General features: G+C 73.8%; 18 protein-coding genes. 10 read left to right on the forward strand and 8 right to left on the reverse strand.

Features of this window, described 5'->3' with window-relative positions; translation table 11 throughout:
• Window positions 1–64: 64 nt before the first annotated feature.
• From pulA to V9U70_RS23600, 3 genes are all read left to right on the forward strand, one after another.
• Window positions 65–5389, forward strand: coding sequence for a pullulanase-type alpha-1,6-glucosidase (pulA, locus tag V9U70_RS23590; protein ID WP_336678288.1), 5325 nt, complete (start codon window positions 65–67; stop codon window positions 5387–5389).
• 183 nt (window positions 5390–5572) lie between these two features.
• Window positions 5573–7804, forward strand: coding sequence for an ATP-binding protein (locus tag V9U70_RS23595; RefSeq protein ID WP_336678394.1), 2232 nt, complete (start codon window positions 5573–5575; stop codon window positions 7802–7804).
• A gap of 123 nt (window positions 7805–7927) precedes the next feature.
• On the forward strand, window positions 7928–8632 hold the full coding sequence (locus V9U70_RS23600) for a DUF2470 domain-containing protein (protein WP_336678290.1): 705 nt from the start codon (window positions 7928–7930) through the stop codon (window positions 8630–8632).
• A gap of 28 nt (window positions 8633–8660) precedes the next feature.
• Here the strand turns inward: V9U70_RS23600 and V9U70_RS23605 are convergent, their stop codons facing one another.
• From V9U70_RS23605 to V9U70_RS23615, 3 genes are read right to left on the reverse strand one after another with little or no spacing between them, the layout of a single operon-like run.
• Complete coding sequence (locus V9U70_RS23605; RefSeq protein ID WP_336678292.1) at window positions 8661–9386, reverse strand: TetR/AcrR family transcriptional regulator; 726 nt, start codon at window positions 9384–9386, stop codon at window positions 8661–8663.
• A 35-nt stretch (window positions 9387–9421) separates the two neighbouring features.
• Window positions 9422–10498, reverse strand: coding sequence for a PDR/VanB family oxidoreductase (locus V9U70_RS23610; protein ID WP_336678294.1), 1077 nt, complete (start codon window positions 10496–10498; stop codon window positions 9422–9424).
• Window positions 10499–10501: 3 nt separating this feature from the next.
• Window positions 10502–11407 (reverse strand): metal-dependent hydrolase, encoded by a 906-nt coding sequence (locus V9U70_RS23615; protein WP_336678296.1) that lies wholly within the window; start codon window positions 11405–11407, stop codon window positions 10502–10504.
• A 181-nt stretch (window positions 11408–11588) separates the two neighbouring features.
• Between V9U70_RS23615 and V9U70_RS23620 the strand changes: the two genes are divergently transcribed.
• Window positions 11589–12341, forward strand: coding sequence for a class I SAM-dependent methyltransferase (locus V9U70_RS23620; RefSeq protein WP_336678297.1), 753 nt, complete (start codon window positions 11589–11591; stop codon window positions 12339–12341).
• Window positions 12342–12398: 57 nt separating this feature from the next.
• Here V9U70_RS23620 and V9U70_RS23625 read toward each other — a convergent pair whose 3' ends face one another.
• The 4 genes from V9U70_RS23625 to glnII all read right to left on the reverse strand — a co-directional run bounded on the left by V9U70_RS23625 (window position 12399) and on the right by glnII (window position 17241).
• Entirely contained in the window at window positions 12399–13046 is a 648-nt protein-coding gene (locus V9U70_RS23625; protein WP_336678298.1) for a response regulator transcription factor, read from the reverse strand.
• Window positions 13031–14299: a sensor histidine kinase gene (locus tag V9U70_RS23630; protein ID WP_336678300.1), complete on the reverse strand. Its 1269-nt coding sequence runs from the start codon at window positions 14297–14299 to the stop codon at window positions 13031–13033. Before V9U70_RS23630 ends, V9U70_RS23625 begins: the two co-directional genes overlap by 16 nt.
• Before the next feature lie 179 nt (window positions 14300–14478).
• Complete coding sequence (locus V9U70_RS23635) at window positions 14479–16062, reverse strand: serine/threonine-protein kinase (RefSeq protein WP_336678301.1); 1584 nt, start codon at window positions 16060–16062, stop codon at window positions 14479–14481.
• Between the two features lie 144 nt (window positions 16063–16206).
• On the reverse strand, window positions 16207–17241 hold the full coding sequence (gene glnII / locus V9U70_RS23640; protein ID WP_336678302.1) for a glutamine synthetase: 1035 nt from the start codon (window positions 17239–17241) through the stop codon (window positions 16207–16209).
• Window positions 17242–17659: 418 nt separating this feature from the next.
• Between glnII and V9U70_RS23645 the strand changes: the two genes are divergently transcribed.
• Window positions 17660–18568: a Gfo/Idh/MocA family protein gene (locus V9U70_RS23645; protein ID WP_336678303.1), complete on the forward strand. Its 909-nt coding sequence runs from the start codon at window positions 17660–17662 to the stop codon at window positions 18566–18568.
• A 154-nt stretch (window positions 18569–18722) separates the two neighbouring features.
• On the opposite strand, the gene V9U70_RS23650 is transcribed toward V9U70_RS23645, so the two are convergent.
• Entirely contained in the window at window positions 18723–19088 is a 366-nt protein-coding gene (locus tag V9U70_RS23650) for an ArsC/Spx/MgsR family protein (RefSeq protein ID WP_336678304.1), read from the reverse strand.
• A 119-nt stretch (window positions 19089–19207) separates the two neighbouring features.
• On the opposite strand from V9U70_RS23650, the gene V9U70_RS23655 reads away from it, so the two are divergent.
• From V9U70_RS23655 to V9U70_RS23675, 5 genes are all read left to right on the forward strand, one after another.
• Window positions 19208–19507 carry a hypothetical protein gene (locus V9U70_RS23655; protein ID WP_336678306.1) on the forward strand — a complete coding sequence of 100 codons (300 nt, stop codon included), beginning with the start codon at window positions 19208–19210 and terminating at the stop codon, window positions 19505–19507.
• Between the two features lie 93 nt (window positions 19508–19600).
• On the forward strand, window positions 19601–20428 hold the full coding sequence (locus V9U70_RS23660) for a M55 family metallopeptidase (protein WP_336678308.1): 828 nt from the start codon (window positions 19601–19603) through the stop codon (window positions 20426–20428).
• Window positions 20429–20635: 207 nt separating this feature from the next.
• Window positions 20636–21034 carry a P-loop NTPase family protein gene (locus tag V9U70_RS23665; protein ID WP_336678310.1) on the forward strand — a complete coding sequence of 133 codons (399 nt, stop codon included), beginning with the start codon at window positions 20636–20638 and terminating at the stop codon, window positions 21032–21034.
• Window positions 21031–21597, forward strand: a complete 567-nt coding sequence (locus V9U70_RS23670) for a GNAT family N-acetyltransferase (RefSeq protein ID WP_336678312.1) — start codon at window positions 21031–21033, stop codon at window positions 21595–21597. Before V9U70_RS23665 ends, V9U70_RS23670 begins: the two co-directional genes overlap by 4 nt.
• A 178-nt stretch (window positions 21598–21775) precedes the next feature.
• Window positions 21776–22255 (forward strand): hypothetical protein, encoded by a 480-nt coding sequence (locus V9U70_RS23675; protein WP_336678314.1) that lies wholly within the window; start codon window positions 21776–21778, stop codon window positions 22253–22255.
• Window positions 22256–22384 lie beyond the last annotated feature (129 nt).

Genomic DNA, 22384 nt, shown 5'->3' on the forward strand with positions numbered 1-22384 from the left:
ACCCCGCGGGCCNCGGACGCCACCGGCCCGCTTCCCGACCGATCGAGCCGAGGAGCACCCTCCCGTGTCCCGAACCACCCTCAGGCGAGGGGCGGTGGCCGCTCTGTGCGTGGCGCTGCTGCCCGTCGTCCCTGCGGCATCGGCCGCCGCGTCACCCCGGCCGAGACCGCCGGCCCCGCCCTCGGACGCCCGCCTCCTCAAGGAGGACGCCCGGCACGATCTCACCCGGGAGCAGTTCTACTTCGTGCTGCCCGACCGGTTCGCCAACGGCGACCGGTCCAACGACCGGGGCGGACTGACCGGCGCCCGCGAGAAGACCGGCTACGACCCCACCGACAAGGGCTTCTACCAGGGCGGCGACCTCAAGGGCCTGACCCGGAAGCTGGACTACATCAAGGGCCTCGGCACCACCGCGCTGTGGCTGGCCCCGATCTTCAAGAACCGCCCCGTCCAGGGCGTCGGTGAGAACGCCTCTGCCGGCTACCACGGCTACTGGATCACCGACTTCACCCAGGTCGACCCGCACTTCGGCACCAACGCCGACCTGGAGCGGCTGATCGACAAGGCCCACGCCAAGGGCATGAAGGTCTTCTTCGACGTCATCACCAACCACACCGCCGACACCGTCGACCACGCGGAGAAGGCCTACGGCTACAAGCCCAAGGGCGCGTTCCCCTACCTCGACGTGAACGGCCGCCCCTTCGACGACCGCGACGGCGTCGCAGAGGTGGACGAGGACTCCTTCCCGTACACCCCGGTGACGGCCCCGGGCAGTGTCGCGAAGGTGCCGTCCTGGCTCAACGACCCGACCATGTACCACAACCGGGGCGACTCCACGTGGGCCGGCGAGTCCAACGAGTACGGCGACTTCTCCGGCCTCGACGACCTGTGGACCGAGCGTCCCGAGGTCGTGAAGGGCATGGAGAAGATCTACGAGAAGTGGGTCCGCGACTTCGACATCGACGGCTTCCGCATCGACACCGTCAAACACGTCGACCTGGACTTCTGGACCCAGTGGGCCACCGCGCTGGACGCGTACGCCGCCCGGCGGGGCCGGGAGGACTTCTTCATGTTCGGCGAGGTCTACTCCGCCGACCCGGCGGTCACCTCGCCCTACGTCACCCGGGGCCGGCTGGACGCCACGCTCGACTTCCCGTTCCAGCAGGCCGCCCGGCAGTTCGCCTCCCAGGGCGCGCCCGCCGACCGGCTCGCCTCGGTGTACGGCGACGACTACCGCTACACCACCGACAAGGCCAACGCCTACGAGCAGGTCACCTTCCTCGGCAACCACGACATGGGCCGCATCGGGACCTTCCTCCGGCAGGACAACCCGGACGCCGACGACGCCGAGCTCCTACGCCGGGCCCGGCTCGCCAACGAGCTGATGTTCCTCGGCCGGGGCAACCCGGTGATCTACTACGGCGACGAGCAGGGCTTCACCGGCGCGGGCGGCGACAAGGACGCCCGCCAGACCCTCTTCGCCTCGAAGACCGCCGACTACCTCGACGACGACCAGCTCGGCACCGACCGCACCCACGCCGCCGACGCGTACGACAGCCGGCACCCCGTCTACCGCTCCATCGCCGCGCTCTCGAAGCTCACCGAGAGCCACCCGGCCCTGCGGGACGGCACACAGATCGAGCGGTACGCCCAGGGCTCGGTCCACGCCACCTCCCGTATCGACGCCGAGCGGCCGCACGAATACCTCGTCGCCTCCAACAACGCGACCACCCAGAAGAAGATCCGGCTCGCCACCGAGTCGGCGGGCATGGACTTCCGCACGCTCTACGGCGGTCGCGGCACCGTCCGCAGCGGCGCTGACCGGCACGTCACCGTCACCGTGCCCGCCCTCTCCAGCGTCGTGCTGCGCGCGGAGGAGCCGCTGGGAGCCCCGGAGGCCGAGCCGACGATCACCCTCAGGGCCCCGGACGCCGGAGCCACCGGAACCGTGGAGATCACCGCCGACGTGGACGGCGGGCAGCTCAACCGCGTCGTCTTCGCCGCGCAGACCGGCAACGGCCGGTGGCAGACGCTCGGTTCGGCCGACCACGCCCCGTACAAGGTCACCCAGCATGTGGACGCGACGGTCGAGGCCGGCACCCCGCTGCGCTACAAGGCCGTCGTCGTCGACCGCAAGGGCCGCACCGCCGGCGCGCTGGCCTCGACCACCGCCGGTCAGGCCCCGCCGCCCCGCGAACCCGTCGCGGTCGAACGCGACCACGCCATCGTCCACTACCGGCGGGCCGACGGCGACTACGAGAACGTGCGCCTGAGGTCGAGGGACGCCACCGCGGAGTTCACCGGCCGGGACGCCTACGGCGCGTTCGCCTGGATCGACCTCAAGGAGGGCGCGACCTCCTTCCCGTACACCGTCGAGAAGGACGGCGTCGCCGACGGCCCCGAGCGCACGATCGACCTGTCCGCGACCGGCCAGGTCTGGATCGAGCAGGGCAAGGACGGACAGAGCACCGACGCCCCGAAGGCCCCGCCGCAGGACCGCGCGAAGGCCGTCCTCAACTACCACCGCCCGGACGGCGACTACGACGGCTGGGGCCTGCACGTCTGGGGCGGGGCGAAGGAGCCCACCGACTGGTCCACGCCGCTGGCGCCGGCGCGGCGGGACTCCTACGGCGTCACCTTCGAGGTGCCGCTCGCCGAGGGCGCGACCTCGCTCGGCTACATCCTGCACAAGGGCGACGAGAAGGACCTGCCCAGCGACCAGTCGCTGGACCTGGCCACCTACGGCCACGAGGTCTGGATGCTCGGCGGACGGCCCGGTTACCTGCTCCCGCAGACCGGCGGCGGTTCCGCCCCCGACCTCACCAAGTCCGAGGCGCAGTGGATCGACGCCCACACCGTCGTCTGGAAGGTGAAGACCACCGACGCCACCAGTCAGCAGCTCGTCCACGCCGAGAAGGGAGGCATCTCCGTCGTCGACGGGGCGCTCTCCGACGAGGGCCAGTGGCTGCGGCTCACCCCGACCGCGCTCAGTGACGCCCAGCGGGAGAAGTACCCGCACCTGAAGGACCACCCGGCGTTCACCGTCGACCCCCGCGACCGGGACCGCGTGGCCGAGTCCCTGCGCGGCCAGCTCATCGCCACCCAGCGCGCCGCTGACGGGGCCCTGCTCGCCGCCACCGGCGTGCAGACCGCCGGCGTCCTGGACGACGTGTACGGGAAGAAGGCCGCCTCCGCGGAGCTCGGTCCGGTCTTCCGCGAGGGCAGGCCGACCCTCTCCCTCTGGGCCCCCACCGCCCGGCACGTCTCCCTGGAACTCGACGGCCGCACCGTCCCGATGAGGCGCGACGACCGCACCGGCGTCTGGTCGGTCACCGGCAAGAAGAAGTGGCAAGGCAAGCCCTACCGCTACGCCGTCACGGTCTGGGCCCCCAGCGTCCAGAAGATCGTCACCAACAAGGTCACCGACCCCTACTCCACCGCCCTGACCGCCGACTCCGCCCGCAGCCTCGCCGTCGACCTCGGCGACCCGAAGCTCGCACCGCGCGGCTGGTCCGCGCTGGAGAAGCCCGCCGCCACCCCGCTGCGCGACGCGCAGATCCAGGAGCTGCACGTCCGGGACTTCTCGGTCACGGACCGCACCGCGGAGCACCCCGGTGAGTACCTCGCCTTCACCGACACCCGCTCGGCCGGCATGAAGCACCTCAGGAAGCTCGCCGACTCCGGCACGAGCTACGTCCACCTGCTGCCCGTCTTCGACATCGGGACCGTCCCGGAGAAGAAGGCCGATCAGTCGAAGCCCGCCTGCGACCTGTCCGTCCACGCCCCCGACTCCCCGCAGCAGCAGGCCTGCGTGGCGCGGGCCGCCGCGAAGGACGCCTTCAACTGGGGCTACGACCCGCTGCACTACACGGTGCCCGAGGGCTCGTACGCCTCCGACCCGGACGGCACGCGGCGCACCGTCGAGTTCCGGCAGATGGTGCAGGGCCTCAACCGGGCCGGGCTGCGGACCGTCATGGACGTCGTCTACAACCACACCGTCGCCTCCGGCCAGGACGACAAGTCCGTCCTGGACAGGATCGTGCCCGGCTACTACCAGCGGCTCCTGGAGGACGGCTCCGTCGCCACCTCCACCTGTTGCGCCAACACCGCGCCCGAGAACACGATGATGGGCAAGCTCGTCGTCGACTCCGTCGTCACCTGGGCGAAGGAGTACAAGGTCGACGGCTTCCGCTTCGACCTGATGGGCCACCACCCCAAGGCCAACATCCTGGCCGTCCGCGAGGCCCTCGACGCGCTCACCCCCGCGAAGGACGGCGTCGACGGGAAGAAGATCGTCCTGTACGGCGAGGGCTGGAACTTCGGCGAGGTCGCGGACGACGCCCGCTTCGTCCAGGCCACACAGGAGAACATGGCGGGCACCGGCATCGCCACCTTCTCCGACCGGGCCCGCGACGCCGTGCGCGGCGGCGGCCCGTTCGACGAGGACCCCGGCGTCCAGGGCTTCGCCACCGGCCTGTACACCGACCCCAACTCCTCTCCGGCCAACGGCTCCCGGGCCGAGCAGAAGGCCCGGCTGCTGCACTACCAGGACCTGATCAAGGTCGGCCTCACCGGGAACCTCGCCGACTACACCTTCACCGACACCTCCGGCCGCCAGGTCAAGGGCTCGGACGTCGACTACAACGGATCGCCCGCCGGATACGCGGCCGCGCCGGGCGACGCCCTGGCCTACTCCGACGCCCACGACAACGAGACGCTGTTCGACGCCCTCGCCTTCAAGCTCCCCGCGTCCACCACGGCCGCGGAACGGGCCAGGGCCCAAGTGGTGGCGATGGCCGCCTCCCTCCTCTCCCAGGGTCCCTCGCTCTCCCAGGCGGGCACGGACCTGCTGCGCTCCAAGTCGCTGGACCGCAACTCCTACGACAGCGGCGACTGGTTCAACGCCCTGCACTGGGACTGCCGTGACGGCAACGGCTTCGGCAGGGGGCTGCCGCCCGCCGCCGACAACGAGGACAAGTGGGGGTACGCGAAGCCGCTGCTCGCCTCGGCCGCCACCATCGCCCCCGACTGCGCGCAGATCGAGGGCGCGTCCGCCGCCTACCGCGACCTGCTCGCCATCCGCACGGGGGAGAGGGAGTTCTCCCTCGGCACCACCGGTCAGGTGCAGTCCCACCTGTCCTTCCCGCTCTCCGGGGAAGACGAGACCCCCGGTGTGATCACCATGCGGCTGGGCGGTCTCGTCGTCGTCCTCAACGCCACGCCGGCCACCGCCGTCCAGCGGCTCGCGGCACCGGCCGAAACCGCGTACGCCCTGCACCCGGTGCAGGCCGAGGGCGCGGACCCCACGGTCAAACGAGCCAGATACGACAGGAAATCAGCCAGTTTCACCGTGCCGGGACGCACGGTGGCGGTCTTCACACTGCGCTGACCTCCTGCGGCACTACGGTGACGGCAGACGTCGGCGATGGAGCCGCGACAGCCGTCCTGGTCCGCCCGGCCCGCCTCCCGCCCTCCCCCTTCGGGAGGCGGGAGGCGGCCCGGTTCACGCGGCAGGCGCCCCGCGCGGGGCGGCCGGCTCGCCGGCGGCCCCTGCCCCAGCGTGCGGACGGTGATGATGACCAAGGTGGGATACCTCCCGGAGGAGACGAGCAGCTTCGTCGGGAGGCGGGCCGAACTGGCGCGGCTGCACACCGCGTTGACCACCCGGCGGATGACCACCCTGATCGGCCCCGGCGGCGTCGGCAAGACCCGGCTCGCCGTCCGGGCCGCCCGCTGTGCCGCCGACCGCTATCCGGACGGCGCCTGGTGGGCCGACCTCTCCCCGCTGCACGACGAACGGCTGCTGCTGCCCACCGTCTCGGACGCGGTCGGGCTCGCCGACCACTCCCTGCGCATGCCCGTCGAGACGCTCTGCGAATGGCTCAGCGACAAGCGCCTCCTGCTCGTCCTGGACTCCGCGGAACACCTCCGCGGCCCCTGCTCGCACCTGCTGGCCGAGCTCCTCACGACCTCGCCCGGCCTGACCGTCCTGGTCACCAGCAGACAACCGCTGGGCACCAGGGGGGAGTACGCCGTCGAGGTGCCGCCGCTCCCGGTCGACGGGGCCCCCGACGCCCTCCAGCTCTTCGCCGACCGGCTGCGCGCCGCCGACCCGGGGGCCGGACTCGACGCCCCGGACGAGGCGGCGGCGGCCGTCGAGATCTGCCGCCGCCTCGAAGGCATCCCGCTCGCCATCGAACTGGCCGCGGCGGGCATCGGCCGGCACAGCGTGGCCCAGCTCGCCACGCGGATCGGCGCCCGCTTCGACGCGCCCGGCGCCGGCGGCACGGGCCCGGGGGGCCCCTTCGGGGCGCTCGGCGTCGGCGGCCCCGGCCCCGGCGCTCCCCACGACGCGCCGGGCGACGGCAGCGCGCGGCCCGGACCCGTACCCGCCTGCGAGCCGGGCGTGCCCGGCGGGGGCCGTTGCTGCGAGGCGCCCGACACCTCCCGGCTCGACCTCCTGGCCGACGCGTCGGTGTGGCCCCGCCGCCACCGGACCCTGCGGACGGCCATCGGCTGGTCCCACGAGCTGTGCAGCCCGCTCGAACGCCTCCTGTGGGCGCGTCTCGCCCTCCTGCGCACCGACTTCGACGAGGAGATCGCCCGCGAGGTCTGCGCGGGCGGTCCGCTCACCCCCGACGACGTCGACCGGGCCCTCCAAGGACTGGTCGCCCAGTCCGTCGTGCAGCGCGACGGACACCGCTACCGGATGCTCGACACGCTGCGCGAGTACGGCCGGATGTGGCTCACCGAGCTGGGCGAGGAGCACGCCGCGGCCGAGCGGCACGCCGCCGGCTTCCTCCGTATCGCCCGCCGCGCCCACGAGGGGTGGACCGGCCCCGACCAGGTGTTCTGGTACCACAAGGTGTCCGACACCCATCTCGACCTGTGCGCCGCGCTGGAGCACCTGCTGGCCCACGACGTCGGCGGGGCGCAGGAGATGGCGGGCCGGGTCGGCTTCTTCTGGGCCTGTTGCGGCCATCTGTCCGAGGCCCGGAGCTACGCCCGGCGCGCCCTGGACGCGGAGCCCGTGGACGGGCCCCACCGGACCCGGTTGCAGTGGGTGCTCGGCGTCGCGGCCCTGCTCCAGGGCGACTTCGCGACCGCCGAGAAGTACGGCGCGCTCTGCACGGCGATCGCACTCCACGACCGGGACGACGAGGGGATGCTCGGCGCGACCTACCTCTGCGGCCTCACGAAGCTGATGACCGGGCAGCCAGCCTCCGCCCTGGAGGCCGCAGAGCGTGTGCTGCGCATGACCGCCAGCGTGCCCGCGGCCTCGGCCCACCGGCTGCGCTGCCGGCTCGTCGCCGTCTTCGGGCTCACCTTCCTGGGGCGGCTCGCCGAGGCGGAGGCGGGGGCGATCGAGCTGCGACGCTCCTGCGAGCAGGCGGGGGAGTACTGGACCCGCTCGTACGCCGACTACCAACTCGCCCTGATCGCGCTGCTCCAGGGACGTCCGGCGGCCTCCGCCACGCACGCCCGGTCGATGCTCGCGGGCAAGCACCGGCTCCGCGACAGCTTCGGCGTCGCGCTCGGGCTGGACCTCCTGGCCGCCGCGCTCGCCGCCCAGGGGGCGGGCGCGCAGGCCGCCCGGGTCCACGGCACCGGTTGCGCCTACTGGCGGATGGTCGGCCACCCCCAGCGCGGCACGCCCGAGCTGGAGGCGATCCGTGAGACCTGCGAACGCCAGGCCAGGGCGGCCGTGGGCGACGAGGCCTACCAGCGGGCTTTCGAGCGTGGGCGGACGGACAACGCGGAGGTGGGGCTCGCCGCCGCGCTCCGCGACGAACTCCAGCTCTGAGCAGCCGGTACGAGGGGTGGGCGCGAGCCGGGTCCTGGGCTGTCCTCTCTCCCGTCACGCAGGTAAGGTTAGGCATGCCTAAGTAGCTACTCAGGTGTCGCCGACCACCCCTGGAGGAACCGGATGCGCCCTTCCCGCCCCCGCGCCACCCGGCCGACCCGCGCCGAGCGCGTCCGGTCGATCCTGGCCGTCGCCCACTCGATGACCGTGGTCAGCGACGGGCTGCACACCGAAGTCCGCCGCCTCGACGGCACGGCGGCCATGGGCCACATTCACCTGCACGCCCCCGACTGTTCAGGACGCCCGCCCTCCGGTGAACGCGTGCCGGCCCGCCTGGAGTTCACGGACATCGCCCCCACCCCCGTACGCGACCGGCTGCGCGCCCGCGTCACCGTCACCGGGCTGCTGGCCGCCCCCTACGGCGCCGACACCGGGCGGAGCACCTGCATGGAGTTCGGGCAGGCGGTCCTCGAGGACGCCGAGGGGCGCTCGTTCCTCACCCTGGAGGAGCTGGAGGAGGCGGAACCCGACCCGGTCGCCGGGGGCGAGGCGGGCATGCTCACCCACCTGGTGGACCAGCACCGCGAACTCGTCCCGCTGCTGCTGCGCCTCGTCCGCCCCCACCCGGAGCGCGGCATGACCCGGGCCGTGCCGCTGGCGATGGACCGCTACGGGGTGACCCTGCGCCTCGAATACCCGGGCGCCCACCACGACGCGCGGCTGCCGTTCCCCCGGCCGGTGACCGAGATCGACCAGGCGGGGCCGCAGATCCACGCCCTGCTGGCCGCCGCCCGCCGCGTCTCCCACCGCAACGGCCTGCCCGCCTGACACCGAGCGGTCCGCCGGCCGGTCGCCCTCAGTGCGGCAGGCGCTGCGCAAAAACGGCGGGCACGGCCGGGGCCAGCGCCGACAGCCGCGCCAGCAACTCGCCGAACGGCCCCTCCGCCGGCTCCTGGGACAGCACCCGCTGCACGACGCCCGCCATCTCCTGGTCGTACGCGGCGCTCACGGCGGCGAGCGCCGCGAAGTCGTGCACCAACTGCCGCTCCAGCTCGGCGCGCGGAACGCGCCGCCCGTCCAGCCAGATAAGCGCCGTCGACTCGGCGAGCGAGACCCAGGAACGGACCACCAGCTCCAGCCGTGCGGGGGGTTCCGCCACCCCCAGGTGCGCGATGATCTGCTCGTACGCGGCCTGCCGCACCCCGTCGATCATGGCGTTCGCCGTCGAGGAGCCGGCGGCGGGCCCGCCGCGCATCAGTGCCGAGAAACCGGGGCCGTGCTCCTCGACGAAGTCGAAGAACCGCCCCATCACCCGCAACAGCCGCTCTCCCAGGGGCCCTTCGAGCGGCTCCAGGAAGCGGGCCGCCAGCTCGTCGGCGGCCCGCCGCAGGGCCGCCTCGTACAGGCTCTGCTTCCCGGGGAAGTAGTGGTACACCAGCGGCCGGGAGATCCCCGCCGCCGCGGCGATCTCGTCGATGGAGACGTCCGCGGGCGAGCGGCGGCTGAACAGATCCAGCGCTACGCCGATCAACTGCTGCCTGCGCTCGTCGACGCCCATCCTGCGCCGCACCCCCCTCGTCATGGCGAACAGCCTATCCGGGGGCGGGCCGAGAGCCCCTACAGGTCCAGGACGAGGCGCCCGCCCCGGCAGCGCGAGACGCAGATCAGCATCGAATCGCCCCGCTCGTCGTCGCTCAGCAACTCGTCCCGGTGGTCGACCTCGCCGTCCAGCACCCGCTGTCGGCAGGTCCCGCAGAAGCCCTGCTCGCAGGAGTACGAGACGTGCGGCAGCTCCGCGCGGACGGCGGCCAGCACCGACTGTCCGGCCGTGACCGGCACGGTGCGCCCGCTGCGCCGCAGCTCCACCTCGAACGCCCCGGCCCCGGCCGCGTCCGCCGTCGGGGCGGAGAACCGCTCCAGGTGCAGGGCGCAGTCCTCGGGGAGCGCGGCGGCGACGGCGTCCATCAGGGGTTCGGGGCCGCAGCAGTAGACCGCCGTGCCCGGGGCGAGCCCGGTCAGTGCCGCCGCCACGTCCGGGCGCCCCGCCTCGTCCTGGGCGACGACCGTGACCCGGCCGTCGTCAGCGCCGAGCCTCTCGATCTCCTCCAGGTACGGCATCGAGGCCCGCGACCGGCCTCCGTACAGCAGCCGCCACTCGGCCCCCGACGCGGACAGCGACCGCAGCATCGGCAACACGGGGGTGATCCCGATGCCGCCCACGACGAAGACGTGGGCGGGGGCCCCGGCCAGCGGGAAACGGTTGCGCGGCCCGCGCACCTCGATCTCCACGCCCTCCTGGAGCCGCTCGTGCACCTCGCGCGAGCCGCCCCTGCCGTCCTCGACCAGCCGGGCCGCCACCGTGTACGCGCCGGTCTCCTCCGGGTCGCCGCACAGCGAGTACTGCCGTACCAGGCCGGACGGCAGTACCAGGTCCAGATGGGCGCCCGGCCGCCAGCGCGGCAGCTCGCTCCCCTCCAGCCGGAGCTGGACGACGCCGTCGGCGACCACCGTCCGACCGGTGATCAGCAACCGGCGGGCCGCCGTCGCCCGACGCCGGGAGTGGCCGGAGACCGGCTGGGGCAGGGCGGGCATCGGCCAGAGCGGGGACCGGGCGATCCGGCGCCGCAGGGTCCGCCGGGCGACCAGGGCGGCGCCGGCGGCCAGCGCGACGGTACGCGGACGGGGCAGGGCCATGGGTCAGGGGGTTCCCGTCGTACGGGCCTCGGCGGCGAGCGCCGCGGGCGAGTGGGCGAGGTAGTCGACGGCCTGGGCCGTGCTGCCCTCCTGCGAGGGGTGGTAGCTCCGGCTGAGGTAGCTGGGGACGGACCGCAGGACCGCGCGCGTGCTGGGCAGCGTGCCCCGCTTGCCGCGCGCGTGGTACGCCGCGAGCGAGGCCTTGCCGCCCAGCAGGGTGGGGTCCCGCTCCATGAAGAACCGGGTGCCGCGCTGCCAGAGGAACACCAGCGCGGAGAACGCCGCGGCCCAGGTGCGCACCCGCCGCCGGTAGCCGCCGTCGACGTGCATGAAGACGTCGAAGGCCACCGACCGGTGCTCCACCTCCTCCGCCCCGTGCCAGCGCAGCAGGTCCAGCATGGTCGGGTCCGCGCCCCGGCGGTCCAGCTCCTCTGCGTTGAGAATCCAGTCGCCGAGGAAGGCGGTGTAGTGCTCGATCGCGGCGATCGTCGCCACCCGCTCCATCAGCCACCACTTCGACGCCCGCCCCGGCGGCAGCGTCCGGTCCCCGAGGAGCTTCTCGAAGAACCAGTCGACCTGCGCGGTGTACGGGGTCGGGTCTAGGCCCAGCCCCCGCAGGTGCGGCAGCACGTCGTCGTGGGCCTGCGCGTGCACGGCCTCCTGCCCGATGAACCCGATGACGTCCTCGCGCAGCCGGTCGTCGTGGATGTACGGGAGCACCTGCCGGTAGACATGGACGAACCAGCGTTCCCCGGCCGGGAGCAGCAGGTGAAGCACGTTGATGGTGTGCGTGGTGAACGGGTCGCCCGGCACCCAGTGCAAAGGGGTGTTCTCCCAGGCGAAGGAGACCTTGCGGGCCCTGAGGGGCGTCCGCTCCGACGCGACCGCCGCGGGCTGCGTGTTAGACATGGTGTCAATGTACTGACGGGTACGCGGGGGGACCAGAGGCGTGCGGGGATTTCCCCAGCGGCCCCCGGGCCGCTCCCCCGTCATGTCTCCCGGCCCGCTGGACGCCCCCGGACCGCCCTCCGGGGGCGCGGAATCCGTCCGGCCCCGCTCCGTACCGCCCCGGCCGCGCCATGATGGCCGCATGACGAACGCTCCGCGGGCCCGCTCCTTCGACGCGGCGGCCGCCGCCTACGCCGCCAACCGCCCCTCCTACCCGCCTGCCCTGCTGGACGCCGTCGAGGAGTTCGCCGGACTGCCCCTGGCCGGGGCCCGGGTCGCGGACATCGGCGCGGGCACCGGCCTGGGCACCGCGCGACTGTGTGAGCGGGGGGCCCGGGTCACCGCCGTGGAACCGGGCCAGGGGATGGCCGCCCAGCTCCGCCGGAGCCTGCCGGACGTGCCCGTCGTCCGGGGCGACGGCGACCGGCTGCCGCTGCGGACCGGCTCCATGGACCTGATCACGTACGCGCAGGCCTGGCACTGGACCGACCCGGCCCGCTCGGTTCCCGAGGCCCGCCGGGTGCTGCGGCCGGGCGGGGCGCTGGCCCTGTGGTGGAACGACTCCGACCCCTCCGTGGAGTGGATCGGCGACCAGGACCGCCGGCTCCGGGCGTTCTTCGGGGCCGGCGCCCCGGCCGCACGGGACGAGGCGACCCGTCTGATCGCCGGGCTCCCCGACGGGCTCGGTTTCCGCACCCGGCACGTGGCCTGGAGCCGCCGGGTGCCGATCGACGTGCACCTCGCCAACATCGCCACGTACTCCGGCTTCCTGGTCGCGGACCCGGCGGCGGCGCGCGACTGCCTGGGACACGAACGCGCCCTGCTGAGCGGACTCTTCCCGGACGGGACGGTGGAGGAGGCCTACGTCGTCAGCCTCGCCGTGGCGCACCCCTGACCCCGCGCGCCCGTGAGCGGCCGGGCGGGCGCCGGCCCCCGGGCGGGCGGCGGTGCGTCAGCCGTGGTCCAGATACGCGAGAACCGCCAGGACCCTGCGGTTGTCGTCGTCCGACGGGGGCAGCGCGAGCTTGCCGAAGATGTTAGAGGTGTGCTTGGCGACCGCCCGCTCCGTGATCGCCATCTGCGAGGCGATGGCGGTGTTCGAACGGCCCTGCGCCATCAGCTCCATCACCTCCCGCTCCCGCGGAGTCAGCCCGCCCATCGGCTCGTCCCGCGAACGACGCGACAGGAGCTGGGAGATGACCTGCGGGTCCATCGCCGTGCCGCCCGCCGCGACCCGGCGCACCGCGTCGACGAACTGGTCCGCGTCGAAGACCCGGTCCTTCAGCAGGTAGCCGACGCCGCCGTCGCCGTCCGCCAGCAACTCCCGGGCGTACAGCTGCTCCACGTGCTGCGAGAGCACCAGCACCGGAAGCCCCGGCCGGGCCCGGCGGGCGGCCAGGGCGCACTGGAGGCCCTCGTCCGTGTGGGAGGGCGGCAGCCGGACGTCGACGACGGCGACGTCCGGCTGCGACTCGGCCAGGGCCCGGGTCAGTTCCGGACCGGTCTCCACGGCCGCCGCGATCTCGAAGTCGTACGCCTCCAGCATGCGCACCAGGCCGTCGCGCAGCAGGAAGAGATCTTCGGCTAGGACAACGCGCAAGGAATCTCCATGGTCACCATGGTGGGACCGCCCGCGGGGCTGCTGACGGCCAGGACGCCGTCGAATGTACCCAGCCGCCGTTCGATCCCGCTCAGCCCCGAGCCCGCTGCGAGGGCCGCGCCGCCCCTGCCGTCGTCCGTCACGGAGATCCGCAGCATCCCGTCCGTGTGACGCAGGTCCACGTGGACCCGCTCGGCCTCCGCGTGCTTCACCGTGTTCGCCAGGGCCTCGCTGACCGCGAAGTACGCCGCCGACTCCACCGGCGACCGGGCCCGCCCCGGCAGCTCCACCGTCACCTCGGAGGCGACCGGCAGCCGCAGCGCCAGCGCACGGACCGCGTCGCCCAGGCCCCGCTCCGCGAGGACCGGTGGGTGGATGCCCCGGACCAGGTCGCGCAGTTCGGCGAGGGCCTCCGCCGACGACTCACGAGCCACCGCCAGCATTTTCTTCGCCTGCGCCGGGTCCTTCTCGACGAGCGCCTCGATGGCGCCCAGGCTCATGCCCATCGCGACCAGCCGGGCCTGGGCCCCGTCGTGCAGGTCCCGCTCGATGCGGCGCAGCTCGGCGGCGGCGGTGTCCACAGCCTCGTACCGGGTCTCGGTGAGCCGCTCGACGCGGCGGGCCAGCTCCTGGCCCTGGGCGGGCGCCAGCAGCGTCCGGGCGAGCAGGAAGTGCGCCCGCAGCACCGGTTCCGCGGCCCGCAGACCGACGTGGAACAGCACGATCCCCAGCGCCAGCGCCGCCACGGCGGTCCCCTGGCTGTCCACCGGCACGAACCCGTACCAGTACGGGTCGTCCCGGAACACCCGCCACAGCCCCGCCGCGAGGACGACCGACTCGACCGGGTAGAGCATCAGCCCCGCGGCCACCACGGCCAGCACCGCCCCGGCCGACATGTCCGTCAGCAGCCACAGCAGGTCCCGCCAGGTCGCCCGGTCCTTCAGCAGCAGCGCGGTGCGCTCCACCTGGCCGGCGGCGCCCGCCCGCAGATCCCGGGGGAGAGGCCGGTAGGGGATCGGAATCCGCACGTCGACCCAGGTCACCGCCCACAGCCGCCGCTGGTTCGCGTGCTTGCGCACCGCCTCCAGCACCACCGGGGTGGTGAACACGCCGATGCCCAGCGGAATGAAGGCGATCGAGAGCACCGCGAGGACGAACAGCGTGATGGACGCCGCCAGGCCCGCCACCGACAGGAACAGGCCGCGCCCCGCCGCGAGCATCGACGGCCGTATCCGCCCCGGATAGGCGTTCATCGTGGTCCCTCTTCCCTCGCCGGACCCGGGCTCGTCCCCGGTCCAGCAGCCAGTCTCACCCGGGCCGGCCCCGCGGCGTCAGCCGGTCCGCCACCCAACGGGGGTGTACCTGGCACCACCCCCGCCCCTCGCGCAGGCCCCCCTGCGGGCCCGATGTGCCGCCCGGCGCCCGGCGTCGGTCAGAGCCCCTCCCGGCCGGCCCGCACCCACCGCCCGACGACGGTGGGGACGAGGTAGAAGGCGCCGAGCGAGCCCAGGGCCAGGAACAGTTCGAGGAAACCGAGCAGGGCGTGGGCCGCCTCCTGGAAAAGGGACGGCGCCTGCTTCGACCGGACGTACAGCAGGTCGGTGCCGTACTGGCCGGCCGCGAACCAGCTCTGCACGGTCAGGAGCGCGACCACGGCCCAGTAGACCTGGGCGGTGCGGAACCAGCGCGCCACGTCCCGGCGGCTGCCCGGAGCGGCCAGCCAGCACACCAGCCCCACCAGGGCCGCCGCCACGAGGAGTCGGAGCCAGCCGAAGACGGTGGGGAGGGCCAGCGCGATCAGCAGCGAGGTGAGCGTGGCGGGCGCGAGCCAGGCGAGCCCGATGAGAGGCCGACCGAGGAGGCCTTCGTACGGCCAGTCCGGCGAGCGTGGGCGCCCGGCGGCGGTCGGCCGGGCGCCCCGCGCGGCCCGGGGCGGAGGGGAGGACCAGGGGGGCGGGGGGTCCTTTCGCGGCGGCGGGGGCGTTTCGCGCGGCGGTGGGGGTGCGTGCCGTGGCGGCGGGGGAGCGTCCGGAGGGGGCGGCGCCTGGCCGTGGCCGCTCGGGCCCCGGGTGGGCGCGTCGTGGAAGGCCGCGTCGAAACCGTGCCCCTTCGGATCGGCCTCGGTGCGCGGCGGCACCGGCCCGGCGTCCGTTCCGCCCTCCTCTCCCGCCTCCAGGTTGAGCAGCTCCTCCGATCGGCGTGCGATGAGGGACGCCAGGGGCCCGGGGAGCCACGCGTCGGTCGTGGTGTCGTACGCGTCGGCCCGCACCACCAGCTGCGCCGTGTCCGGCCTGCGGGCCGGATCGGGGTCCAGGCAGTGCCGGACCAGCATGGCCAGCGCCTCGTCGGCGGCGGGGAGCTGCGCGGCCGGAGTTCCGCGGAGCGGCACCCGACCACTCCCCGCGAAGGCCACGGTCAGCCCGAAGCTGTATACGTCGCTGGCGGAGGTGACGGGTTCCCCGTACGCCTGCTCGGGCGACATGTAGACCGGGGTGCCGATGCGCGCGCCGCTGGCGGTGAGCGCGGTGTCCAGGGCCGCGTGCACGACACCGAAGTCGATGAGCCGCGGCCCGGTGGCGGACAGCAGCACGTTGGAGGGTTTGAGATCCCGGTGGACGAGGCCGTGGCGGTGCACGTGCTCCAGCGTCCGGGCGAGCCCGGCCACGCACCGCCAGAGCGCCTCGGGCGGCAGCGGTCCGAAGGTGTCGACGGCCTCCTGCAACGAGGGGCCCGGCACGTACTCCGCCGCGTACCAGGGATGCCGGTCGTCGACGCCCGCGTCCACCACCGGCACCGTGCCGGCGCCGCCGATCCGGCGGACGACCTCCACCTCGCGCCGGAACCGCTCCCGGAATCCGGGGAGGGCCGCCATGCCGGGGTGGATGAACTTCAGGGCCACGGAACGGCCGCCCGCGTTCCGCGCGAGGTAGACGCGGCCCATCCCTCCCTCGCCGAGCCGCCCCAGCACGCGGTACTGGCCGACCCGGCGCGGGTCCCGCGCGTCCAGTGCCTCCATCGACCGTCCCCCGCTCGTGCGTCCGCCAACGACAACCTGGCATTCTGGCACGTCAGTCGGATGGACGAAGGGGCCGCATCGACTCCGCCGACGGCGGCGCCGGCCGGCGCGCCCCCGGGAGCCGCGCAGGCGCGGGGCGACGGATCAGACCTGGCCGGCCTTCTCCAGGGCGGTGCAGCACGTGTCGACGATCAGCCGCGTGACGACGTACGGGTCGACGTTGGCGTTCGGCCGACGGTCCTCGATGTAACCCTTCCCGTCCTGCTCGACCTGCCACGGGATACGGACCGAGGCGCCGCGGTCGGAGACGCCGTAGCTGTACTCGTTCCACGGAGCGGTCTCGTGCAGACCGGTGAGCCGGTCGTCGATGCCCGCCCCGTAGTGCTTGACGTGGTCCATCGGCTTGGAGCCCTCGCCGAGCGACTCGCACGCGGTGACGATCGCGTCATAGCCCTCGCGCATCGCCCGGGTGGAGAAGTTGGTGTGCGCTCCCGCGCCGTTCCAGTCGCCCTTGACCGGCTTCGGGTCCAGCGTCGCGGAGACGCCGAAGTCCTCAGCGGTGCGGTAGAGCAGCCAGCGGGCCACCCACAGCTGGTCGGAGACCTCCAGCGGGGACAGCGGGCCCACCTGGAACTCCCACTGGCCGGGCATCACTTCGGCGTTGATGCCGGAGATGCCCAGGTTCGCCTTGAGGCAGTTGTCGAGATGCTTCTCCACGATCTCACGGCCGAAGATCTCGTCCGCCCCGACGCCGCAGTAGTAACCGCCCTGCGCGGCCGGGAAGCCGCCCTCGGGGAAGCCGAGCGGCCGGTGCCCGTCGAAGAAGGTGTACTCCTGCTCGATGCCGAAGACCGGCTCCTGGCCCGCGAACTGCTCGGCCGACGGACGCAGCGCGGCACGGGTGTTGGACGCGTGCGGCGTCATGTCGATGTCGAGGACCTCGCACAGGACGAGGACGTCGTCGCCGCCCCGGATGGGGTCCGGGCAGGTGAACACAGGCTTCAGCACCCGGTCCGAGGCATGGCCCTCGGCCTGGTTGGTGCTGGAACCGTCGAATCCCCACGTGGGCAGGTCCGCCACGTCCTGCGACGGCGTACCGTCCATGATCTTCGTCTTGGAACGGAGCTTCGCGGTCGGCTCGGTGCCGTCTATCCAGATGTACTCAGCCTTGAACGTCACGGACGCCATCCTTTGCGGGGTGCAGCGGTCTATGCCGCGCAGCTTGGCAACAGGCGATTTCCCGTCCGTTGCCCGGATGTGAACCCCGTGTTACCGAGGTTTCCCCCGCGGGCAGGGGAGCGGGGGCGGCTGGGCCTTCCCCCGGGCGGTGTGGAGCCGGCCGGGAGCGGGGGCGCGGACAGCGCAAGCGGCGCCCACCAGGCAGGTCCCGGAAGCCACAGTCGGAGCCCTGCGGCCGGCGCCGGCGACGTGACCGGCCACGACCGCCCGGCGCCACCCCTTCGGCCTACGTCGGCGGCGCGGGTGCGGCGTGCCACCGGCGCTCCTCGGGCCGGCCCGGGCTCCCGCCGACCGCACGCCAGCTGCATCGGGCCGGGCGGCTCCCCCTTGGACCGCGGGCACCGGGCACACTGGCCCCATGACGACTGCTGGCACCACCCCCCCGCGCATCGGACTGTTCGGCACCGGCCCCTGGGCGCGCAACACCCAGGCCCCCGCGCTCGCCGGCCACCCCGGCGTCGAGCTGAGCGGGGTGTGGGGACGCCGAGCCGAGGCGGCAAAAGCCCTCGCCGCCGCCCACGGGAGCAGGGCGTACGCCGGGGAGGAGGGCATCGACGCGCTGCTGGCGGCGAGCGACGCGGTGGCCATCGCGCTGCCGCCGGACGTGCAGGCCCCCCTGGCCGTGCGCGCGGCGCGGGCCGGCTGCCACCTCCTGATGGACAAGCCCGTCGCCACGACGGTGGCCGGGGCCCGCGAGGTCGCCGAGGCCGTGGCCGTCGCAGACGTCGCCTCGGTCGTCTTCTGCACGCTGCGGTTCGCCCCGGAGACCGCGGCCTGGATCGCCGAACAGCGAGCGGTGGACGGCTGGTTCACCGCCCGCGCCCAGTGGCTCGGCTCGCTCTACGCCCCCGGCTCCAGCAGTGAGTACGCCGATTCGCCGTGGCGTCGCGACAAGGGCGGCCTGTGGGACGTCGGACCGCACGCCCTCTCCGTGCTGATCCCCGTCCTGGGCGACATCGAGCACCTGACCGCCGCCCGGGGCCCCGCGGACACCGTCCACCTGATCCTCCGCCACACCTCCGGCGCGTCGAGCACGGTGACCCTCGGGCTGAGCGCCCCGCCCGGCGCGGCGGGCGTCGAGATCGAGTTCCGGGGCGCCCAGGGGACGGCGACGATCCCGGGCTGGGCCGGCGCGGAGGCCGCTTTCCGGGGGGCGGTCGACGCCCTCGCCGAGGCGGTGCGCACGGGGGTGCCGCACGCGTGCGACGCCCGCTTCGGCCTCCGCCTCACGGAGCTCCTGGCGCAGGCCGAAGCGCAGGCGGCGTAGGACCGGGCCCACCGCGGGGGCGGAGGGCCGGGCCGCCCGCGCGGCACGGTGGGCCCGGGCACGGCACCGCGTACGGGCACAGCTCCCCGCGACGTCACGTACGGGCACGGGCCGGACGTGACGCCCGGGATCAAGCACGACGCGCGGCACGGGATCAGGAGCGACGCCGCAGCGCGTCCCGTACCGCCTCTTCGCTGCGCGCCACCACGGCGGACCCGTCGTCGGCGGTGATGATCGGCCGTTGGATCAGCTCGGGGTGCTCGGAGAGGGCGACGATCCACCGCTCCCGCGAACCGGCCTGGCGCGGCCACTCCTTGAGTCCCAGCTCCTTGGCCGCGGCCTCCTGGGTCCGGGCGATCTCCCACGGCTCCAGCCCCAGCCGGTCCAGGACTGCCCGGATCTCGTCGGGCGACGGAACGTCCTCCAGGTAGCGGCGGACGGTGTAGTCGGCCCCCTCCGCGTCGAGCACGGTGAGCGCGCCGCGGCACTTGGAACAGGCGGGATTGATCCAGATCTCCATGGGGCCGAGGTTACGCGAGGGACCTCCGAAAGCCCTTCTGGCCAGGGGCGATTGTCAGTGGTGGGCAGTAAAATAGAGGGAGTTCGTGAGGGCCCCGCCCCGCTGCCAGGAGGTTGCCGATGGCCGTTGCCGCAGTCTCGACCGAGACGCTCGACCGACCGCTGCCCGCCCACCCGCCGCTGCCCCCGTCCCTGCCGAAGAAGCGACTGCCCGCGGGCCGGCCCCGCGAGTGGTATGTCTCGCACAACCGCCGCCTCAAGGCCATGCGCCTGGCGATCGCCCTGCTCGACAGCGGGGTCTACCAGCCCGCCAGCGCCCGGAACCGCCGGATACGGATCGCCGCGGAGCGCCTGGGCATCCACCCTCCGTCCGACACGACCTGCCGCATGGTGCGCGCCCTGATCCGCAACGGCCGCTGATCCCGCCCGCCCGTCGATCGTGCCCGTGCCCCCGGTCGGACCCGTCCGGGGGCACAGGCGCGCCCCACCCGCGCCCGATAGGCTCCCGAGGCCATGAAGACACTCATCTCGGTCGACATGGAAGGCATCTCGGGGATCGTGCACCCCACGGAGACGCACCCCGACCGTCACGACTACGAGCGGGGCCGGGCGTTGATGACGGCCGAGGCGAACGCGGTCGTCGCGGGCGTCCTGGACGCCGACCCGGCCGCCGAGGTCCGCGTCGCCGACGCGCACGGCCCCTACCGCAATCTGCTGCCCGAACAGCTCGACCGGCGGGCCCGCCTGGTCCGCGGCAAGCCACGCCCCCTGGGCATGCTCGCCGGGCTCGACGAGCACACCGACGCGGTGCTGCTCATCGGCTACCACGTGCGCGCGGGCGGCGGCCCGGGCGTCATGGCCCACACGATGAACGGCGAGATCCTCGATGTGCGGGTGGCCGGGCGTTCCCTGGGCGAGATCGGGCTCAACGCCGCCATGGCGGGCCACCTGGGCGTGCCGGTCGTCCTGCTCAGCGGAGACGACGCCGCCTGCGCCGAACTGGCCGACCTCGTGCCCCTGGCCGCGACCGTGGCGGTCAAGGAGGCCCTCGGCATGGCGGCCGCCGTGATGCCGCACCCGGAGGAGACGCGCGGGCGGCTGCGCCGTGCGGCGGCCGAAGCCGTCGCACGGTACGAGGACGTCCCGCCCCTGGTCCTCACCGGGCCGCTCGACGTGGAGGTCGACCTCGCGGGCCCGCACGCCGTCGACCTGGCGACACTCGTACCGGGAGTCTCCCGCGCCCGAGGGGCCCGTACGGTCGCCTTCACCGCCCAGGACTACGCCGCCGCCTACCGGCTGATCCTGCTGCTCGCCCAACTCGCCACCATCAAGCCCGGATAGCCCTGCCCGGCTCATCGATGCCGCGCGGCCGGGCGCGGCGGGCCCGGCTGCCTCCACCGCTGCCTCACTCCGGCGCACCGCCCGCGACGACGAGACGGCCACAGGCCCTTCGGGCCGCCGCGGTCAAGCCCGGTCAGAGCCAAAAGAGCCTGGACCCGGTCCGTAAACCGGGTCGAGCGCCGGGGCGGTCGCGTCTACCGTGACCGGGTGACCACACAGGTGATCGTGCTGAACGGCGGCTCCAGCACGGGCGGGTCGGACATCGTCCACCGCCCCCGAGCCGTACCGCCGGGCCCCCGGCCCGCCGCGGCGATCGCCGACGGCCGCGAGACCGCCCGCGGGGACCGCGCCCGGGACACGGGAGCGGCACAGGCGGCCACGGGTCACCGGGGTGTCGCCTATGACCGGGAGGCGGGCGCCCCGCGCACGGAGCCCTGGACCGCGCGCGGGCCGTCGTCGCCCATGCACCTGAGCGGCGCCACCGACCGCCCGGGCCGCCGGCGGGCGGTGGCGCCCCGCCGTCCGGCCACCGCCCCCGCCGTCCCTCGGCGACGGGCCCGTACCCACCGCCCGACCGTGGGCGAGAGAGGCAGGGGAGAGCGATGAGCGACCTGTGGACCGGGGAGAGGGTGCGCCTCAGGGGCATCGAGCCCCAGGACTGGGAGGGCTTCAGGGCCCTGGCCCTGCACACCGTGGACGCCCGGAACGCCGATGTGGTCGACCCGCCGCGCTCGGACGAGAGCTTCCGCACCTGGACCGCGGAGCGCGCCGAACGCCCGCCGGACGCCGCCGCGTTCCAACTGGTGATCGAGACCCGGTTCGAGCACGCCTTCGTCGGCGCGGTGTCGGTGGGCGAGACGGACGCGCGGGCAGGCCGCTTCTGTACGGGCATCGAGGTCACCCGCGAACACCGCCGCCAGGGCTACGCGGCCGAGGCGACCGAGCTGGTCCTCACCTACATGTTCGCCGAGCAGCGGTCCCACAAGTGCGAGGTGGAGGTGTACGCCTTCAACGACGCCTCCCTGGCCCTCTACCGCAAACTCGGCTTCGTGGAGGAGGGCCGCCTGCGCCAGCACGAGTTCTTCGCCGGCGCCCACCACGACGTGCTGCTGCTGGGCATGACGGCCGACGAGTACTGGGCGGGGAGAACACGCCCGTCGTTGCGGTGAGGCCCACGGCTGCCCGGAGGGAGAGCCGGGGACGGGACCAGCTGAATGAACAGTTCGCCAACACGCTCTACGCCCGGGTGACAGCTCAGGTGGCGGCCCTCCAACCCCCCTCGACAGGGGCGATGGGGCTGTAGCTTGGCGCTCGTCGGTCCACAAACGTCCAGGGGGGCGATGCGTCATGCGTAAAGTCGGCACGTTCACAGCGGTGGGGATGTCCGCCGCGGTCGTCGCGACGCTGGGAGTCGCCTACACCGGAGCCACCGCGACCGCGTCCCAGCCCGCCGCCGTCGCTGCCGCCCCGGCCGACGTCTACAAGGCCACATCGGTGAGCGAGATCGGCGCGGCCATGACCCAGGTCGTCGCCCTGTCGCTCCCCGCGGGGACCTACACCCTGACCGGCTCCGCCCACCTGGTGTACGCGGACAAGGCGAGCTGCTACGTCACGGGGGGCCCGTCGATGGCGACGCCTCGCGGCAACGGCTACAACGAGGCGTCACTGAGCGCAACGGGAGTGGTGACCCTGGCGAAGACCGCCAAGGTCCAGTTGATGTGCGGCAGCGAAAAGGTGCTCCCGATGCCGCAGGACCCGCACGTCAACGGCACCTTGGTGGCCACCAGGGCCGCCGCGTACCAGAACCAGGGCACCGGCGCCCCGTAGCCCGGCTTCGCGACGGAGGGCGCCCGCCGAGGCCCCCGCCGTGCTCCGGCGTCACGTCAGGCGACTCGCCGGGCGAGCGCGCTCAACGGGCGAGAAGGCGGAGAACAAGGGGGTGCCTGGGAAGGCTGC

The organism is Streptomyces pratensis, assembly GCF_037137275.1.
GTDB classification, from domain to species: domain Bacteria; phylum Actinomycetota; class Actinomycetes; order Streptomycetales; family Streptomycetaceae; genus Streptomyces; species Streptomyces pratensis_B.

What these genes read in the sequence shown, in the direction of transcription:
- V9U70_RS23600 (WP_336678290.1), top strand. Translation starts at nt 7,928, where the DNA reads ATGCGCCCTTCCCGCCCCCGCGCCACCCGGCCGACCCGCGCCGAGCGC.
- V9U70_RS23655 (WP_336678306.1), top strand. Translation starts at nt 19,208, where the DNA reads ATGGCCGTTGCCGCAGTCTCGACCGAGACGCTCGACCGACCGCTGCCC.
- V9U70_RS23635 (WP_336678301.1), bottom strand. Translation starts at nt 16,062, where the DNA reads ATGGAGGCACTGGACGCGCGGGACCCGCGCCGGGTCGGCCAGTACCGC.
- V9U70_RS23675 (WP_336678314.1), top strand. Translation starts at nt 21,776, where the DNA reads ATGCGTAAAGTCGGCACGTTCACAGCGGTGGGGATGTCCGCCGCGGTC.
- V9U70_RS23615 (WP_336678296.1), bottom strand. Translation starts at nt 11,407, where the DNA reads ATGTCTAACACGCAGCCCGCGGCGGTCGCGTCGGAGCGGACGCCCCTC.
- V9U70_RS23670 (WP_336678312.1), top strand. Translation starts at nt 21,031, where the DNA reads ATGAGCGACCTGTGGACCGGGGAGAGGGTGCGCCTCAGGGGCATCGAG.
- V9U70_RS23605 (WP_336678292.1), bottom strand. Translation starts at nt 9,386, where the DNA reads ATGACGAGGGGGGTGCGGCGCAGGATGGGCGTCGACGAGCGCAGGCAG.
- V9U70_RS23650 (WP_336678304.1), bottom strand. Translation starts at nt 19,088, where the DNA reads ATGGAGATCTGGATCAATCCCGCCTGTTCCAAGTGCCGCGGCGCGCTC.
- V9U70_RS23645 (WP_336678303.1), top strand. Translation starts at nt 17,660, where the DNA reads ATGACGACTGCTGGCACCACCCCCCCGCGCATCGGACTGTTCGGCACC.
- V9U70_RS23660 (WP_336678308.1), top strand. Translation starts at nt 19,601, where the DNA reads ATGAAGACACTCATCTCGGTCGACATGGAAGGCATCTCGGGGATCGTG.
- V9U70_RS23595 (WP_336678394.1), top strand. Translation starts at nt 5,573, where the DNA reads ATGATGACCAAGGTGGGATACCTCCCGGAGGAGACGAGCAGCTTCGTC.
- V9U70_RS23630 (WP_336678300.1), bottom strand. Translation starts at nt 14,299, where the DNA reads ATGAACGCCTATCCGGGGCGGATACGGCCGTCGATGCTCGCGGCGGGG.
- V9U70_RS23620 (WP_336678297.1), top strand. Translation starts at nt 11,589, where the DNA reads ATGACGAACGCTCCGCGGGCCCGCTCCTTCGACGCGGCGGCCGCCGCC.
- V9U70_RS23610 (WP_336678294.1), bottom strand. Translation starts at nt 10,498, where the DNA reads ATGGCCCTGCCCCGTCCGCGTACCGTCGCGCTGGCCGCCGGCGCCGCC.